The 15829-nt window shown below is 35.5% G+C and carries 15 protein-coding genes; all 15 read left to right on the forward strand.

Translation table 11 applies throughout. The features are described 5' to 3' along the window. Nucleotides 1-9 precede the first annotated feature (9 nt). The 15 genes from BkAM31D_RS03810 to BkAM31D_RS23445 all read left to right on the forward strand — a co-directional run bounded on the left by BkAM31D_RS03810 (nt 10) and on the right by BkAM31D_RS23445 (nt 15797). Nucleotides 10-2268, forward strand: coding sequence for an MASE3 domain-containing protein (locus tag BkAM31D_RS03810; RefSeq protein WP_066156045.1), 2259 nt, complete (start codon nt 10-12; stop codon nt 2266-2268). Next, nucleotides 2261-3256: a Gfo/Idh/MocA family protein gene (locus BkAM31D_RS03815; RefSeq protein ID WP_066156042.1), complete on the forward strand. Its 996-nt coding sequence runs from the start codon at nt 2261-2263 to the stop codon at nt 3254-3256. The genes BkAM31D_RS03810 and BkAM31D_RS03815 overlap by 8 nt, the downstream gene beginning before the upstream one ends. 241 nt (nt 3257-3497) lie before the next feature. Beyond that, entirely contained in the window at nt 3498-4415 is a 918-nt protein-coding gene (locus BkAM31D_RS03820) for a proline dehydrogenase family protein (RefSeq protein ID WP_066156039.1), read from the forward strand. A 94-nt stretch (nt 4416-4509) separates the two neighbouring features. Then, on the forward strand, nt 4510-5415 hold the full coding sequence (gene rocF, locus BkAM31D_RS03825) for an arginase (RefSeq protein ID WP_066156036.1): 906 nt from the start codon (nt 4510-4512) through the stop codon (nt 5413-5415). 41 nt (nt 5416-5456) lie between these two features. After that, nucleotides 5457-6833 carry a YjiH family protein gene (locus BkAM31D_RS03830; RefSeq protein WP_066156034.1) on the forward strand — a complete coding sequence of 459 codons (1377 nt, stop codon included), beginning with the start codon at nt 5457-5459 and terminating at the stop codon, nt 6831-6833. 140 nt (nt 6834-6973) lie between these two features. After that, nucleotides 6974-7417, forward strand: coding sequence for a MarR family winged helix-turn-helix transcriptional regulator (locus BkAM31D_RS03835; protein ID WP_066156031.1), 444 nt, complete (start codon nt 6974-6976; stop codon nt 7415-7417). Nucleotides 7418-7772: 355 nt separating this feature from the next. After that, nucleotides 7773-8726, forward strand: coding sequence for an ABC transporter permease (locus tag BkAM31D_RS03840; protein WP_066156028.1), 954 nt, complete (start codon nt 7773-7775; stop codon nt 8724-8726). Beyond that, complete coding sequence (locus tag BkAM31D_RS03845) at nt 8716-9666, forward strand: iron chelate uptake ABC transporter family permease subunit (protein ID WP_066156025.1); 951 nt, start codon at nt 8716-8718, stop codon at nt 9664-9666. Before BkAM31D_RS03840 ends, BkAM31D_RS03845 begins: the two co-directional genes overlap by 11 nt. Next, complete coding sequence (locus tag BkAM31D_RS03850) at nt 9660-10418, forward strand: iron ABC transporter ATP-binding protein (RefSeq protein ID WP_066156022.1); 759 nt, start codon at nt 9660-9662, stop codon at nt 10416-10418. Before BkAM31D_RS03845 ends, BkAM31D_RS03850 begins: the two co-directional genes overlap by 7 nt. Nucleotides 10419-10643: 225 nt before the next feature. Further along, on the forward strand, nt 10644-11630 hold the full coding sequence (locus BkAM31D_RS03855) for a siderophore ABC transporter substrate-binding protein (protein ID WP_066156019.1): 987 nt from the start codon (nt 10644-10646) through the stop codon (nt 11628-11630). 192 nt (nt 11631-11822) lie between these two features. Beyond that, nucleotides 11823-12563 (forward strand): oxygen-insensitive NADPH nitroreductase, encoded by a 741-nt coding sequence (nfsA, locus tag BkAM31D_RS03860; RefSeq protein WP_066156016.1) that lies wholly within the window; start codon nt 11823-11825, stop codon nt 12561-12563. Nucleotides 12564-12785: 222 nt separating this feature from the next. Then, on the forward strand, nt 12786-13973 hold the full coding sequence (locus tag BkAM31D_RS03865; protein WP_066156013.1) for a pyridoxal phosphate-dependent aminotransferase: 1188 nt from the start codon (nt 12786-12788) through the stop codon (nt 13971-13973). A 61-nt stretch (nt 13974-14034) separates the two neighbouring features. Further along, nucleotides 14035-14946 (forward strand): manganese catalase family protein, encoded by a 912-nt coding sequence (locus BkAM31D_RS03870; RefSeq protein ID WP_371807180.1) that lies wholly within the window; start codon nt 14035-14037, stop codon nt 14944-14946. A gap of 93 nt (nt 14947-15039) precedes the next feature. After that, a complete protein-coding gene (locus tag BkAM31D_RS03875) occupies nt 15040-15630 on the forward strand; it encodes a glycerophosphodiester phosphodiesterase family protein (protein WP_180319892.1) in 591 nt (196 codons plus the stop codon). After that, nucleotides 15627-15797 carry a hypothetical protein gene (locus BkAM31D_RS23445; protein ID WP_157108274.1) on the forward strand — a complete coding sequence of 57 codons (171 nt, stop codon included), beginning with the start codon at nt 15627-15629 and terminating at the stop codon, nt 15795-15797. Before BkAM31D_RS03875 ends, BkAM31D_RS23445 begins: the two co-directional genes overlap by 4 nt. Nucleotides 15798-15829: the final 32 nt, after the last annotated feature.

The raw sequence follows: 15829 nt of genomic DNA on the forward strand, positions 1-15829 counted from the left end.
GGTGGAATCATGCAGCTAACAAAGAGTGAAAGATATACGGTGAGTTTAGTCCTGTTAGGTGGAGGAGGATTGTTTTTATTAGTTTTTCTCCAAGGGTTATATGCAGGGACATTTGAGGTGCAGAATCACCTAGTTCTACATACATTATTAGAATTAATCAGTATTGCTGTTTCCGTTTCCATTTTCATTTATGGTTGGTTAACCTATCCTTTTACTCAATCGAGAGTATTGCTATTTTTCGCTTTAACTTTTTTAATGGTTGCCATTTTTGATGTTCTTCACACTTTTATTTTTCCGGGAATGCCTTTTTTTCCTGATGAAAATACACAGGCGACAATTTGGTTGTGGATGCTAGCGAGGTTAACCGAATCTATTGCCTTTATTGTAGGTCTTTATTTATTAAAGAAAAGTAAGGCGTTAAGTAGGAAGTATCAGAAGTATACATGGTTAATGCTTTTTAGTTTTGTACCACTGATCAGTTCCTATTTCATAATTGTTTACGCTGAATATTTACCAATATTAATAACAAATGAAGGAACAACACTAGTAAAAAAAGCGTTAGAATTAGCTGTTGTCATTGTCCACTTAGGGGCAATTATTTTTATTTGGCGTGATTATAAAAGAAACAAAAGTATCTTTTTATTAAATTTAATGAGAGCTTGCTTCTTCCTAATCTTTTGTGGGGTTACTATGGTGTTGTATTTAACAATTGAAGATCTTACACACCTTGCTGGTCATGTATATAAAGTGGTAGGATACTTCTTTATTATGAAAGCCTTTTATTATGCCACTATAAAGTTGCCTCTTGAACATAAAAAGCAGACAGAAGAGAAACTGCAAGACATCGAAAGCGAATTAGAATCGCTTTTTAAAAATACCGATGATGCTATTTTTATCTATAATTTAAATGATAAAGTGTTGGTAAGGAGGAATCCTGCTTTTACAAAGATGTTCGGTTATGATGAGCATGAACCATTGACAGTGAATGAACTTATCCCTGAAGAACGAAACGAAGAATTTTTCCAATTAATTGAAGTGCTAAAGAGCGGAAAATCAATTATTGATTATAAGACTGTTCGTCAAGATAAAAAGAAAAGGCTAATTGATGTTAGTATGACTGTTTCTCCAATAAAAAGATTTGAGGGTGAAATACTATGCGCTTCCATTTTGCGAAATATTACAGAACAAACTAAAGCGCAAAAGGCTCTTCAAGAAGCGAGACAAGAGCTTCAAGAAACAATAGCGCAACATCACGGCATTATTTACAAATTCAAAAAAATAGACAATGAATTTATTATTACTTTAATTGATGGGAAACTACTCTCCGAGAATAATATTTTACCAGGTAAATTAATAGGGAAACCAATTGACATTTTATATAATGACTATGAAGCTGAGAGGTTATCTACATATAATGAAAGAGCTTGGCAAGGTGAGAAATTAGAATATCAATTTGAGCTTCCTTCAGATGACTTAATCTTTTTAGCAACTCTCGAACCGATCACACGAAATGGAGAGATTGTTGAAGTACTTGGAAATGTAATAGATATTACAACACTAATCAAAACGGAAGAACTACTTCGAAGAACGGAGAAACTATCAGTAGTAGGTGAACTTGCTGCAGGATTTGCTCATGAAATTAGAAACCCTTTAACGACGATTAAGGGATTCATTCAACTAATCGAAAAGGAAAAAAATGAGAAGAATGCAGAATATATTAACATTATGTTAAATGAAATCGATCGCCTTGAAATGATCACGAATGAATTTATGGTTGTTGCAAAGCCGCAAGTGATTAATTATCAAATGGAGTGTGTACAAGCTTTTATCAAAGATGTTACCCAGTTTCTTCAGCCGCAAGCGCTTTTAAAAAATGTAGAAATGAAACTAGTTGTTGATCAAGAAATTCCGCATATCTATTTTGATCGAAATCAAATGAGGCAAGTACTTATAAATCTCTATAAGAATTCAATGGAAGCAATGAAAAGTGGTGGTATGATTACAACACATGTAACAATTGTAGAGCAATTTGTATCAATTGCCATTGCAGACGAAGGAGCAGGCATTCCTGAGAACTTAATTCCACGGTTAGGAGAACCTTTTTATACGTTAAAAGAAAAGGGTACAGGCTTAGGGTTAATGGTTAGCAAAAAAATTATAGATACTCATCAAGGGAGTTTGTTAATAAAAAGTGAATTAAATGTCGGAACAACGATGACAATTATGTTACCGATAAATCGAAAAGCAACGGAGGTTAACGATGATTAGATTTGCAGTCATTGGAACAAACTGGATCACTGAAAATTTTATTAAAGCAGCAAGGAAAGTAGAAGGCTTTGAGTTAACGGCTGTTTATTCAAGGACAAAAGAAAGAGGGCAATTATTTGCAGACCAATATAATGCGCCTTTTGTCTATACAAGTTTAGAAGAAGTAGCGACAAGTAGTGAAGTAGATGCCGTATACATAGCGAGTCCTAATTCCCATCATGCAAATCAAGCGATTTTGATGATGAATAATGGTAAGCATGTCCTTTGTGAGAAGCCACTTGCTTCTAATACAGCCGAAGTAGAGAGAATGATTACCTGTGCAAAGGAAAATGACGTACTATTAATGGAAGCATTAAAGACAACGTTTGTTCCAAATTTTAATGAAATCAAAAAACATATCAAGAAAATTGGAACGGTTAGGCGATATGTTTCTAGCTATTGTCAATACTCTTCACGATATGATCGTTATAAAGCTGGTGAACAGCTAAATACATTTGATCCTCAATTTTCTAATGGTGCTCTAATGGATTTAGGCGTGTATTGTGTATATCCTTTAGTTGCTCTATTTGGAGAACCTAAGCAAGTTCTTGGGCAATCGTACATGCTAGAATCGGGGGTTGATGGTGAAGGAAGTTTACTATTGAAATATGATCAGATGGAAGCTGTAATCATGTACTCGAAAATTTCAAACTCTTATCTTCCTTCAGAGATACAAGGTGAGGAAGGAAGTATTCTGATCGATCATATGAATCCGCCTAAGGGACTGAAGATTCAATATCGTAATGGTACGTCTGAGCAAATTAGTTTGCCTCAAGATGAACATTCAATGTTGTATGAAATAGAGGAATTTATTTCATTAGTAAAGAATAATGAAAAGGAATCAAATATTAATACTTATGAGAATTCACTCATAACTGCTCGCATTTTAGAAGAGGCTAGAATGAAAATGAACATTGTTTATCCAGCAGATCGAGCCAATAAAGATTAATTACTGAAGCATTTTTTAGAGGAGGATAATTTTTAAAAGAGTAACTAACTTTTTTGAAATTATTCTCTTTTTCTATAGTCTAGAAAAGGCATGGTGATTGTTTAGAATACTAGAGCATATATTTATATTGAGCACCTTTAGTGTAATTTACATGAACTGATGACGTCGGGAACTTTTAGATACTTAGCGAATTGTATAAGAATCTGATAGCCTTTCTAAATAAGAAAAGGAGGGATTTGCGTTGGTTGAAAAGCTTACCAAGAACTTCTTTCTCTACTTATCAAAAAGCAAAGTACTGAATAAAGGTGCAAAGCGATGGGGATTACGATTGGGAGCTTCTCAAGTCGTTGCTGGAGTTTCTATAGAGAGCGTCATCAAATCTGTAAAAGAGCTCAATGACAAAGGATTAGTCTGTACGGTTGATCATTTAGGAGAATTTGTATTTAAGAAAGAAGAAGCAGTGCAGGCAACAACCGTTTGTGTGGATACACTTGAAGCAATTTCGGAAGCCGGTGTCAAATGTAATTTATCTGTAAAGTTAACCCAGCTTGGGTTAGATATCGATAAAAGGCTCTGTTTGGACAATATGAATCGTATATTAGATACGGCAAGACGGACAAATAATTTTGTGAGAATTGATATGGAAGACTATACCCATTACCATCAAACTCTAGAAATGCTTAAAGAGCTTCGTAGAAAGTATAATAATGTTGGAACTGTCATACAAGCTTATCTATATAGTGCTAAAGATGATTTGGAAAAATTAAAGGGGATTCCATTGCGCCTTGTGAAAGGCGCTTATAAGGAATCTGCTAAAGTGGCCTTTCAAGATAAGAAGAAAATTGATGCTAACTATATGAAGATTATTAAGCAACATTTATTAACAGGAAGCTATACGGCTATTGCGACACATGATCACAGAATCATAGAACAAGTAAAAGAGTTTTGCCATCAGAACAACATTCCTCGCAATCAATTCGAATTCCAAATGTTATACGGGTTTCGGAAGGAGTTACAAGAAGAGATTGCACGGCAAGGATATACAATGAGGGTGTATGTACCTTTTGGGAAAGACTGGTATGGGTATTTTATGAGGAGATTAGCAGAAAGACCACAGAATGTTTCGTTTGCTCTAAAAGGATTTCTTTCAAGAAAGTAGAATGATCATGAAAAAAGTTGTAACGATTGTTACGACTTTTTTCAAAATATGTATACGTACAAAGACGTTGTAGTTAACCGGAAGGGGATACGTTATGAATAAACATACTAAAGTTTCAGTTGTAGGAGTCCCGATGGATTTAGGACAAGTTCGTCGTGGAGTTGATATGGGACCTAGTGCAATGCGATATGCAGGATTAATTGAGGGAATCAAAGAATTAGGTTTTGATGTAGTAGATTATGGAGATATTACGATTCATCGTTCTTCGAATGGGAGTAAGCAAGAGCAGAACTTGAAGAACTTACAGGAAGTAATTAAAACAAGTGAGGAACTATGTAGAGATCTTGACCAAATTCTTTCAAAAGGAGGTTTCCCGCTTGTTTTAGGTGGTGACCATAGCATGAGTATCGGATCAATTGCAGGGATAAGTAAGCATTATAAGAATTTAGGTGTCATCTGGTATGATGCACATACCGACTTAAATACAGCAGACACGTCACCATCTGGTAATATTCATGGAATGCCACTAGCAATTAATTTAGGCTTAGGACATCCACTGTTGACTGAAATTGGAGGATATTCACCTAAGGTTAAGAGAGAGAATATCGTTATTATCGGGGCAAGATCGATTGATGAAGGTGAGAGGGAATTAATTAAACAAGAAGGTATAAAAGTTTTTACAATGCATGAAATTGATCGTAAAGGAATGACAGCTGTCATGGAAGAAGCAATCTCCTACTTGAAAGATCGAACAGATGGTGTTCACTTAAGTCTTGATCTAGATGCTTTAGACCCTGTCGATGCACCAGGTGTAGGGACACCGGTATTGGGGGGAGTTACATATCGTGAAAGTCATTTAGCAATGGAGATGTTAGCTGAGTCAGGGATGATAACATCAGCAGAGTTTGTTGAAGTGAACCCCATTTTGGACAATAAAAATCAAACCGCTGACATCGCTGTAGAATTAGTGGCTTCTCTACTAGGAAAAAAATTAATTTAAGTGTATAATTATGTTTCTTGTAAAGTGGAGGAGGTTTTATTTTGACAGGAAAAAACAGACAAAAGGTAAATACATCAGCGCAGAATAGGACTATCGCTAATTATTTACGATTCATTATTCCTTCCTTAGTGGGAGTATTTTTATTCATGGTTCCTTTAAAGGTGAACGGTGATATAACGATTCCTGTTGCCTTTTTGGCAAAACAAGTTGAAGGATTGTTACTACATGCTTTGCCGACAGTAATGACAGTCATTTTACTAATAGTAGCATTATTAACTGCATGGATGACTTTACTAAAGCCTTCTTTCATAGAAGATAAGCCTTTCATGAAAAGTCTTTTTCAAGTCCATCCATCATGGCTTTTCATTCGAATTCTAGGATTTATATTTGCGGTAATGACATTGCTTAAATTAGGTCCAGAGTGGGTCTGGTCAGGCGATACAGGTGGGCTTTTATTATTTGAATTGATACCATTATTGTTTACCATCTTTCTCTTTGCGGGATTATTCTTACCTTTGTTATTAAACTATGGGTTGCTTGAATTCTTCGGTGTCATGCTTAATAAGGTTATGAGGCCAGTATTCACGTTGCCAGGTCGTTCTTCCATTGATTGCTTAGCTTCTTGGATGGGAGATGGAACAATAGGTGTTCTGCTTACAAATAAACAATACGAAGAAGGTTTTTATACAAAACGAGAGGCCGCTGTTATAGGGACAACTTTCTCTGTTGTATCCATTACCTTTAGTATCGTCATTTTAACATATATGAATTTAGAACATTTATTTATCCAATATTATTTAACGATAGTATTAGCGGGTTTTGTCGCTGCTGTTATTTGTCCGCGGATTCCTCCTTTATCGAGAAAGCCAAATACTTATATCGTTGAAGGCAAACAAACGGAAACCAATGATTTAGGAGAGCTAAACTTGTTTCAATATGGTTTGAAGTTAGCGGTACGACGTGCGAGTGCAAATACAGGGGTTGCTAGTACTGTTAAAGGCGGAGTAAAAAATGTTTTCGATATGTGGTTTGGTGTTATCCCAGTTGTAATGGCTTTAGGTACCCTTGCTTTAGTCGCAGCTGAGCATACAATCATATTCGAGGTGTTAGGAGCACCATTTGTGCCAATCTTATCTGTTTTGCAAGTACCTGAAGCAGCACAGGCAGCGCAAACAATGGTAGTAGGATTTGCAGATATGTTTTTACCAGCTGTTATTGGCAGCGGAATCGAAAGTGATTTTACTAGATTTGTGATTGCTTGTGTTTCTGTAACTCAGTTAATATATATGTCAGAGGTAGGAGGGTTACTGCTTGCTTCTAAACTTCCGGTTACATTCCTCGATTTAGTAATCATATTTTTAGAGCGAACAATTATTACACTCCCAATTATCGTGTTAATGGCTCATATTATTTTTTAAAAGAGGTATTTTCAAAAGGCAAACATTGTCATTTTGGAAATGCCTTTATTGATAAGGGGTTTTAGCATGAATGCATCTTGCCTTATTCAAATTGTTCATGTACGATTTTGATTAGATGACTTGACATAAGGGGTACTCAGATGGCTTATGATAAATATATATTAGCAGAATCCGTAGGTTATAAAATTACAAACACGGCTAGGTTAGTTACTAACAGGCTAAATAACAATTTCAAGCAAAATGATTTACCGGTAACGAATGAACAATGGGCCATTATGATACGGTTATGGGAAGAAGATGGTCTAACACAAAATCGCCTCGCTTCTCTAACGAATAAAGATTCAGCTAGTGTTTCTAGGCTAATTAACAATATGATAAAAAGAGATCTCGTAACTCGCATTCCTCATCCTGTCGATAAAAGAACCAATTTAATTTTCTTAACAAATGCCGGAAAAAGTTTACAAGTAGCAATGATTGAACAGGCCCAAAAGACAGTAGAACAGATATCACAGAATATAAGTGATGAGGATATGAAGACATTTTTAAAAGTTTTATATCAAATAGATGAAAATTTATCAGATTAATCAACAAAGCACTTATTCTAATTGAGAATGAAGTGCTTTTTGTTTTATTGATACGGAATGCTATTGGTCCTTTGTTGTTTAAACAATTATATTGAATGTATATTTATATTGTAATATTTGACTTGCATGCCTTAAAAAATCTTTTTCGGAAATATAGTTGTTTAAACAATTATTTAATTAGATAGTATTGACAATCATTATCGACTAGCTTTAAAATGAAATTAGAGCGATAATCATTATCAATTTAATTGCTCTATTCTTTTGTTTCTTATTGAATATGATTATCATTTACGCTATTTATGAGGCTTATAGGAAACGAGATAAATCTGTAGAGATAGAAAGAGTAGGCCCAGTTATGCGAAAACGTTATCTAGTCATTATTTTGATTCTTTTATCAATTGCTTCTTTGTTCATAGGAGTGAGAGATATATCACCCTTGGATATTTTTCGGTTAAGCGAAGAGCAAATTCAAACACTTTTGATTGTTCGATTTCCAAGACTTATAAGCATTATTATTGCCGGAGTTGGGATGAGTGTCTGTGGTCTAATCATGCAGCAACTGACAAGAAATCGATTTGTTTCTCCAACAACTGCTGGTACATTAGATTCTGCTAGGCTCGGAATCTTAGTATCTTTGATCCTATTTACTTCTGCTAGCCCCCTTCAAAAAATGCTTGTTGCTTTTGCTTTTGCATTAATAGGGACGTTTATTTTCATGAAGATATTGGAGCGAATTAAATTCAAAGATACGATTTTTATTCCGCTTGTTGGTCTTATGTTCGGGAACATTGTTAGCTCAATTACAACTTTTTTCGCCTACCGTTTTGACTTAATTCAAAACATGTCTGCATGGCTACAAGGAAACTTTGCTGGAATTGTACGAGGAAGTTATGAACTTTTATACATAAGTATTCCCGTATTATTAATTGCCTATTTCTTTGCTAATCGCTTCACTGTTGCTGGAATGGGTGAAGAATTTTCAGTGAATCTTGGATTGAATTATAAACAGGTTGTGAATATTGGGTTAATTATTGTTGCATTAATAACATCCGTTGTTGTATTAACCGTAGGGATGATTCCATTCCTTGGATTAATTATTCCGAATATCGTTACGATTTATAAAGGTGATAATTTAAGAGAAAATCTTCCGTATACAGCCCTTTTAGGAGCAATATTTGTTCTGTTCTGTGATATTTTAGGGCGTTTAATTATATATCCTTATGAGATAGCGATTGGTCTCACTGTTGGAGTTATTGGTAGCGGTATTTTTCTTTATTTATTGTTAAGGAGAAAACGTTATGGGTTTTAAAGGGAAGTTAATATCGTTACTCGTTATAGCAGTTGGACTGACTGTTCTATATATGACGGTTGGGGCAAATGGTAACTGGGAATATGTCCTGCCAAGAAGAGGATATAAAATCGCAGCAATTATCTTAACTGGAGCAGCAATTGCATTTTCAACTATGGTGTTTCAAACAATCACCAATAACCGAATATTAACACCTAGTATTATAGGTTTAGATTCCCTATATATGTTAATTCAAACATTTATTATTTTCACTTTTGGATCATTGAGCATTGTGATGGTAAATAAGCATTTAAATTTTGCTGTATCTGTAGGGTTAATGATTTTATTTGCCGGTGTGTTCTTTAAACTACTTTTCAAAAGAGAAGGAAGTAACATTTACTTCTTATTATTAATAGGATTGATTTTTGGTACTTTATTCGGGAGTTTAACGACTTTTATGCAAGTTCTTATTGACCCGAATGAATTTCTAACGGTACAAAATCGTATGTTTGCAAGCTTCAATAACGTTAATACAGACATATTAGGAGCTTCATTGATTCTCATGATTCTCTTAACTCTATTCTTTTATAAAGATTTAAAGTATTTAGATGTATTAGCTCTTGGGAAAGAGCATGCGGTGAACCTAGGTGTCGATTATGACAAAGTGGTGAGAAGATTACTCGTTGTCGTTGCCATTCTTGTATCAATTGCGACAGCATTAGTTGGACCAATTACGTTCCTTGGCTTGCTTGTAGCGAATGTAGCTCATGAATTTATGAAGACGTATAAACATAATTATCTTATCGTCGGCGCTATTTTAATTAGTGTTATAGCTCTAGTTGGTGGACAGTTACTTGTAGAGAGAGTGTTTGCTTTTTCAACACCACTAAGTGTCATCATTAATTTCGTCGGTGGTGTGTACTTCTTATATCTTTTATTAAAGGAGACGAGAAAATGGTAGAAGTGATTAATGTTACAAAGCAATACGCATCTAAAAGTGTCGTGGAGAATGTCTCGGTTAAAATTAATAAAGGGAAAATAACTTCATTCATTGGACCGAATGGAGCTGGAAAAAGTACATTACTATCTATTGTTAGTCGATTGATTGCTAAAGATTCTGGTGAAGTTAAGATTGATGACATTGATATAAGCCAAACAAAAAGCAGTGAATTAGCTAAGAAAATTTCAATTTTAAAACAATCTAATCATTTATCTATTCGTTTATCAGTAAGAGATTTAGTATCATTTGGTCGTTTCCCTTATTCGCAAGGCAATTTAACAAAAGAAGATATTAAACATGTAGATGAAGCCATCCGTTATATGGAACTTGAAGATATTCAAGATAAGTTTCTTGATCAATTAAGTGGTGGACAAAGACAACGGGCTCATATTGCAATGGTTATAGCTCAAGATACAGAATATGTTCTTTTAGATGAACCATTAAATAATTTAGATATGAAGCATTCTGTTCAAATTATGAAAGTTCTTAGAAGAATGGTTGATGAGTTAGGAAAAACGGTTGTCATCGTTTTACATGATATTAATTTCGCTTCCTGTTATTCAGATTTTATCGTTGCGTTAAAAGATGGAAAGATTGTAAAGGAAGGACCAGCACAAGAAATTATCACGCATGACGTTTTAAAAAAGATTTATGACATGGATATCCCAATTAACTGTGTTGGAGATAAAAAGATTTGTGTTTACTTTGCCTAGATTAAACGATGTGATTAAAAATCCCTTTGTTGGGGGAAGGTCATCTCTTTAATAAATAGTTTTATAGAGGCTGGGACTTAACAGTTTTATTAAAAACAAGCTGTTTTGTCCCGGCTTCTAACAATGGGATCATCTCTTTTTTTTGTTTGATCATGATAATCTTTCTCATGATGATTGTCCTGTTGTAAGTCTACTTTAATCAAAATTATAGGAGTGAATTAAGAAATGAAGAAGTCATTGTTATTCGTTCTAATGACAGGATTGTTAGCATTATTTATCGCAGCATGTAGTTCAGAGACAAGCACAGAGCCTGAAAATGGAACTCAAGAAGAGCCAGCAGCTGAAGCTGAGACTGTAAATGAAGAAGACGCAGAGATAACAGTAACTCATCAATTCGGTGAAACTGTTGTTCCAAAGAATCCTGAAAGTGTTGTTGTTTTTGATTTAGGTGTTCTTGATGTGTTAGAAACTCTAGAAGTAGATGCTGTAACAGGTATTGGTGAACCAAGCGGTGGACTTCCTGAGTATTTAGCTGCATTCGGAGGAGAATATGAAGGAGCTGGCACATTGCATGAGCCTGATTTCGAGAAAGTTTATGATCTCCAACCAGACTTAATTATTATTTCTGGTCGTGCTCAAGAAGCGTATGATGAGTTAAGTGAAATTGCACCAACTTTATTTATGGCTGTTGATACAGCAAATTATATTGAGTCAATGACTGATAATGTTACTCTTCTGGCTGAGATTTTCGGCAAGGAAGCAGAGGCTGAAGAAGAACTTGCTCAAATTAGTGAATCACTTGATTCATTACAAGAAGAAGCTTCTACAAACGATACTGAAGGTTTAATCATCTTAGCAAATGATGGTTCAATTAGTGCGTATGGTCCTGGTTCAAGATTTGGAATTCTTCATAATGAATTTGGAGTAAAAGCAGTTGATGAGAATATTGAAGTCTCTAATCACGGACAAAATATTTCTTTTGAATATATTGCTGAGAAAAACCCAGAATATTTGTTTGTAGTTGATAGAGGGGCTATTGTTGGTGGCGAATCATCTGCTCAACAAACAATTGAAAATGAAGTAGTTAAAACAACGCAAGCTTATGAAAGTGGAAACATTATTTACTTAGATCCTGTCTACTGGTACATCACAAGTGGTGGTTTAACATCAACAGTTGGGATGATTGATGAAGTTAGTGCAGCATTACAATAATAACCGAGACTAGGTTATCAAATAACACATAGAGGGACAATAATGTGTTCTTCCTTTGAGGTCATCGCAATGCGATGGCCTCTTTAGTTGGATCTATTCCACGTGAATCCTTATGAATGGAGCTCAAACTTTCATTCATGAGACAAATCTTGTAAACTTATTATAGATTATCAAATAAGTGGAGGTATAAAAGTGGAACATAATACGGTTACTGATTTAATAAAAAGTCATCGATCTATTAGATCTTTTACGGAAGAAGATATTGCTGAATGGAAAGTAAATGAGATTGTGGATTCTGGACGATGGGCTCCTACTTCACATCATGTTCAAGCTTACAGTATTCTTGTTATAAAAGACAAAGAAATGAAAAAGAAGCTTGCTACATTAGCTGGTAATCAAACTTATGTAGAAACATGTCCTGTTTTTTACGTAATATGTGCTGATTACTATCGCTTGAAAATGGCAAGTGATATGCATGAGCAGCCTTTTGAAATAGGAGAACAAGAGCAAGTCATAGTTGGTGCGGTTGATGCTGCTCTCGTTGCACAAAATATGTTGCTAGCAGCCAGATCAATGGGACTTGGTGGCGTCATGATTGGCGGGATTCGTAATGAGCCCCAAGCGGTTTCGGAAGTGTTAAATCTACCAGAGTTTACATTTCCAGTTATGGGCTTGTGTGTTGGTTACCCGAATCAGGATCCGGCTCAAAAGCCTCGGTTACCGAAAGCGGCGGCAATTCATTATGAAAATTATGATCAAAGCAAAATAGAAAAGGCGCTCACTGAATATGATCAAATAATGGAACAGTATTATTATGAGCGAACAAATGGAAAACGGTCTGATAAATGGACTAGGCAAATGGCGGAGTTTACTTCAACAGCAAAACGCCCACAAGTAGGAAACTTTATAAAAAAACAAGGGTTCTTAAAATAAGAAGCTTTACTTGACAGAAGTGATGTCATCATCTAAGCTGTGAAAATAATAGGTGGATTTAGTACGAGAATTCTGAAAAGAGAGAATAGTCAAAGAGTCTATTTCTAATTAGAAATGGCTCTTTTTTAAGGTACTGTAATGAGTTACCGAAGAAACTAAGTAACGATCCTTACAGATAGCTTTTCGGTTTTCTTATATAAGACAAGAAGGTGGCCAGTAAAAGTGAAAACATTTAAACAATCGGATGCTTTAGAGCGTCTGCCAGAACAATTCTTTTCAAACCTTGTAAATAAAGTAATGAAAATAAAGGAAATGCATAATGATGTGATTAATTTAGGTCAAGGAAACCCTGATCAACCTACTCCTAAAGGTATTGTAGATAAACTTGAACAGTCAGCAAGTAATCCACACTATCATAAATACCCTCCGTTTGCCGGGTTTCCGTTTTTAAAAAAAGCTGTTGCAGATTATTATCAAAGGGAATATGGAGTAGAGGTTGATCCAGATACCGAGGTTGCCGTTCTAGCAGGGACAAAAACAGGGTTAGTTGAAATAAGCCAATGCTTTCTAAACAAAGGAGATATAGCTTTAGTTCCAGATCCAGGTTATCCTGATTACTGGTCTGGAATTGCTTTAGCTGGCGCTAAGATGCATGCGATGCCGCTTTTGGAAGAAAATCATTTTCATCCTGACTTTTCGATAATTGATGAGAATACATGGCAAGAAGCTAAATTAATGTTCTTAAATTATCCTAATAACCCGACAGGAGCAGTTGCAACGCCAGAACTCTTTAAGGAAGCAATTGAAGTTGCAAATAAATATGATGTTTGTGTGGTCCATGATTTTGCTTATGGAGCGATTGGCTTTGATGGTAAAAAACCTCTTAGCTTTCTTCAAACTCCTGGAGCGAAAGAAGTTGGTGTTGAGATGTTAACACTTTCTAAGACGTATAATATGGCTGGATGGAGAGTTGGTTTCGTTGTAGGAAATCCAAGTGTTGTTAAGGCAATAGAACTTATTCAAGATCATTATTATTGCTCTATATTTGGTGGAATTCAAGAAGCGGCTGCTTATGCTCTTTCAACGGACCAATCAAATGTTGAACAATTGATCAAAATGTATGAAAAACGTCGAAATACACTCGTAGAGGCAGCTAAAAAGATAGGATGGAATGTCAACGCACCAAAGGGGTCTTTCTTTGCTTGGTTCCCTGTACCAAAAGGCTATGCTTCAGCAGAATTTGCAGATTTATTACTTGAAGAAGCACGAGTTGTAGTAGCTCCAGGTATCGGGTTTGGTGATCATGGAGAAGGGTATGTTCGAATTGCTTTGTTAAGCGATGATGATATTTTGAAGGAAGCGATCAATCGTATTGGGAAACTAGAACCTTTTACTCAAACCCACAAATAATTATTAGGTATAGGACAATCGTTTTTCAACATATGAACATATTGAGTCCTAATTTGTTTGAATGGGGGGAAAACGATTGATTTTACGTCTTGATCGGTTACTTATTGATTTACCGAAGCCTGAACATCCTGATGCAAATGCGGCTGCAGCAGTTCAAGAATTACTTGGCGGTAAATTTGGCGAGATGTCGACATTAAATAATTATATGTATCAGTCTTTTAATTTTCGAAGTAAAAAGAAGTTGAAGCCATTTTATGATTTAATTGCAAGTATTACAGCTGAGGAATTTGGTCATGTTGAGCTTGTAGCTAACACAATTAATCATATGATTGAAGGAACAACTTTCCCTGGTGACCCTGACATTACACCAATGCAAAACGCGAAGGATAAGAGAATCACTCGACACTTTATTGAAACTGCGCAAGCGTCATATCCAATGAATTCAATGGGAGCTCCTTGGACTGGAGAAAATGTATTTAATAGTGGGAATCTAATATTAGATTTACTCCATAATTTCTTTCTTGAATGTGGAGCTAGAACACATAAGATGAGAGTTTATGAGATGACTGATAATCCGGTAGCAAGAGAAATGATAGGTTATCTTCTCGTTCGTGGTGGTGTACATGTCGTTGCTTACGCAAAGGCACTTGAAGTCGCTACAGGAGTAGATATGACAAAGATGGTACCAATACCATCTTTAGAAAACAAAGCATTTGATTATGCACGAAAATTTGAAGATCAAGGTATTCATCGGAAGCTATATACCTTTAGTCCGACCGATTATCAAGATATTGATAAAATTTGGAAGGGAGTGCACCCTGAAGACGGGCAGCCGGTAGAAGTCGTTCGGGGAGCGCCTCAAGGGGCTCCAATGCCAGACTATCCTGAAATACCTGAAGAGTTTGCACCAGGAATTTCTCATGACGATTTCTTAGAAATTGCGAAAAGACTACAGCGATCTGCAGGAATTTAGTAATTTCATTCTAGTTTGATTGAAAGATGAAGCGAAGAGGCTTCATCTTTTTTTCTACAAATTATCTAGGCAACGATGGAAGGGGAATGGCTTTTGATAAAAATATATGCTCATAGAGGATATTCAGACAAATACCCTGAAAATACTATGGTTGCTTTTCAAGCAGCAGTTGACTACGGAGCCGATGGCATTGAATTTGATGTGCAACTAACGAAAGACAATGTACCAGTTGTCATTCATGATTTAACTGTTGATCGCACAACGACAGGCTCTGGTAGAGTTAGAGACTTAACAGTAAGGGAATTGAAAGAGTTTAGCGCAGGGGCTTGGTTTGGGGAGCGATTTGACTCGCAGAAAATCTCAACTCTTGAAGAGGTACTAGCATGGGCAATGGGGAATTCTATCATGTTAAATATTGAACTCAAAGGAGTAGTTACAGATAGAGAAGAAATGATAGCCGCGATTCTCTCTATTTTGAAGAAATTCGACTGTGAAGATCGGCTTATTCTATCATCCTTTGACCATCCAACCATTCAAAGTCTCACAGAAGAGGCTCCTCTAATAGAAATGGCAATTATTGTAGCTTCTGCTTTATTTAAACCAGAGGAATATTTGAGAAGACTTAAGATTAGAGGTTATCATTTTTCGCATATTAGTTTAAGAGAAGAAGAGATAAGGGAATGATTTATAATGGTTTTCGTTTAAGGCCTTATACAGTGAATGAGGATCAGTTAATTAAACAGTTTATTAATAGTGGTTGTGATGCTCTATTCACTGATAAAGTAGAGAGAGCTGTTAAGATTAGAAATCGGTGGATCAAAAATAGAAGTTTTGTTAGAAGGAAAGATTGAAAAGAGTCTGCTATACTGTCTTTTTATAATGG

This window comes from Halalkalibacter krulwichiae (assembly GCF_002109385.1).
Taxonomy (GTDB): domain Bacteria; phylum Bacillota; class Bacilli; order Bacillales; family Bacillaceae_D; genus Halalkalibacter; species Halalkalibacter krulwichiae.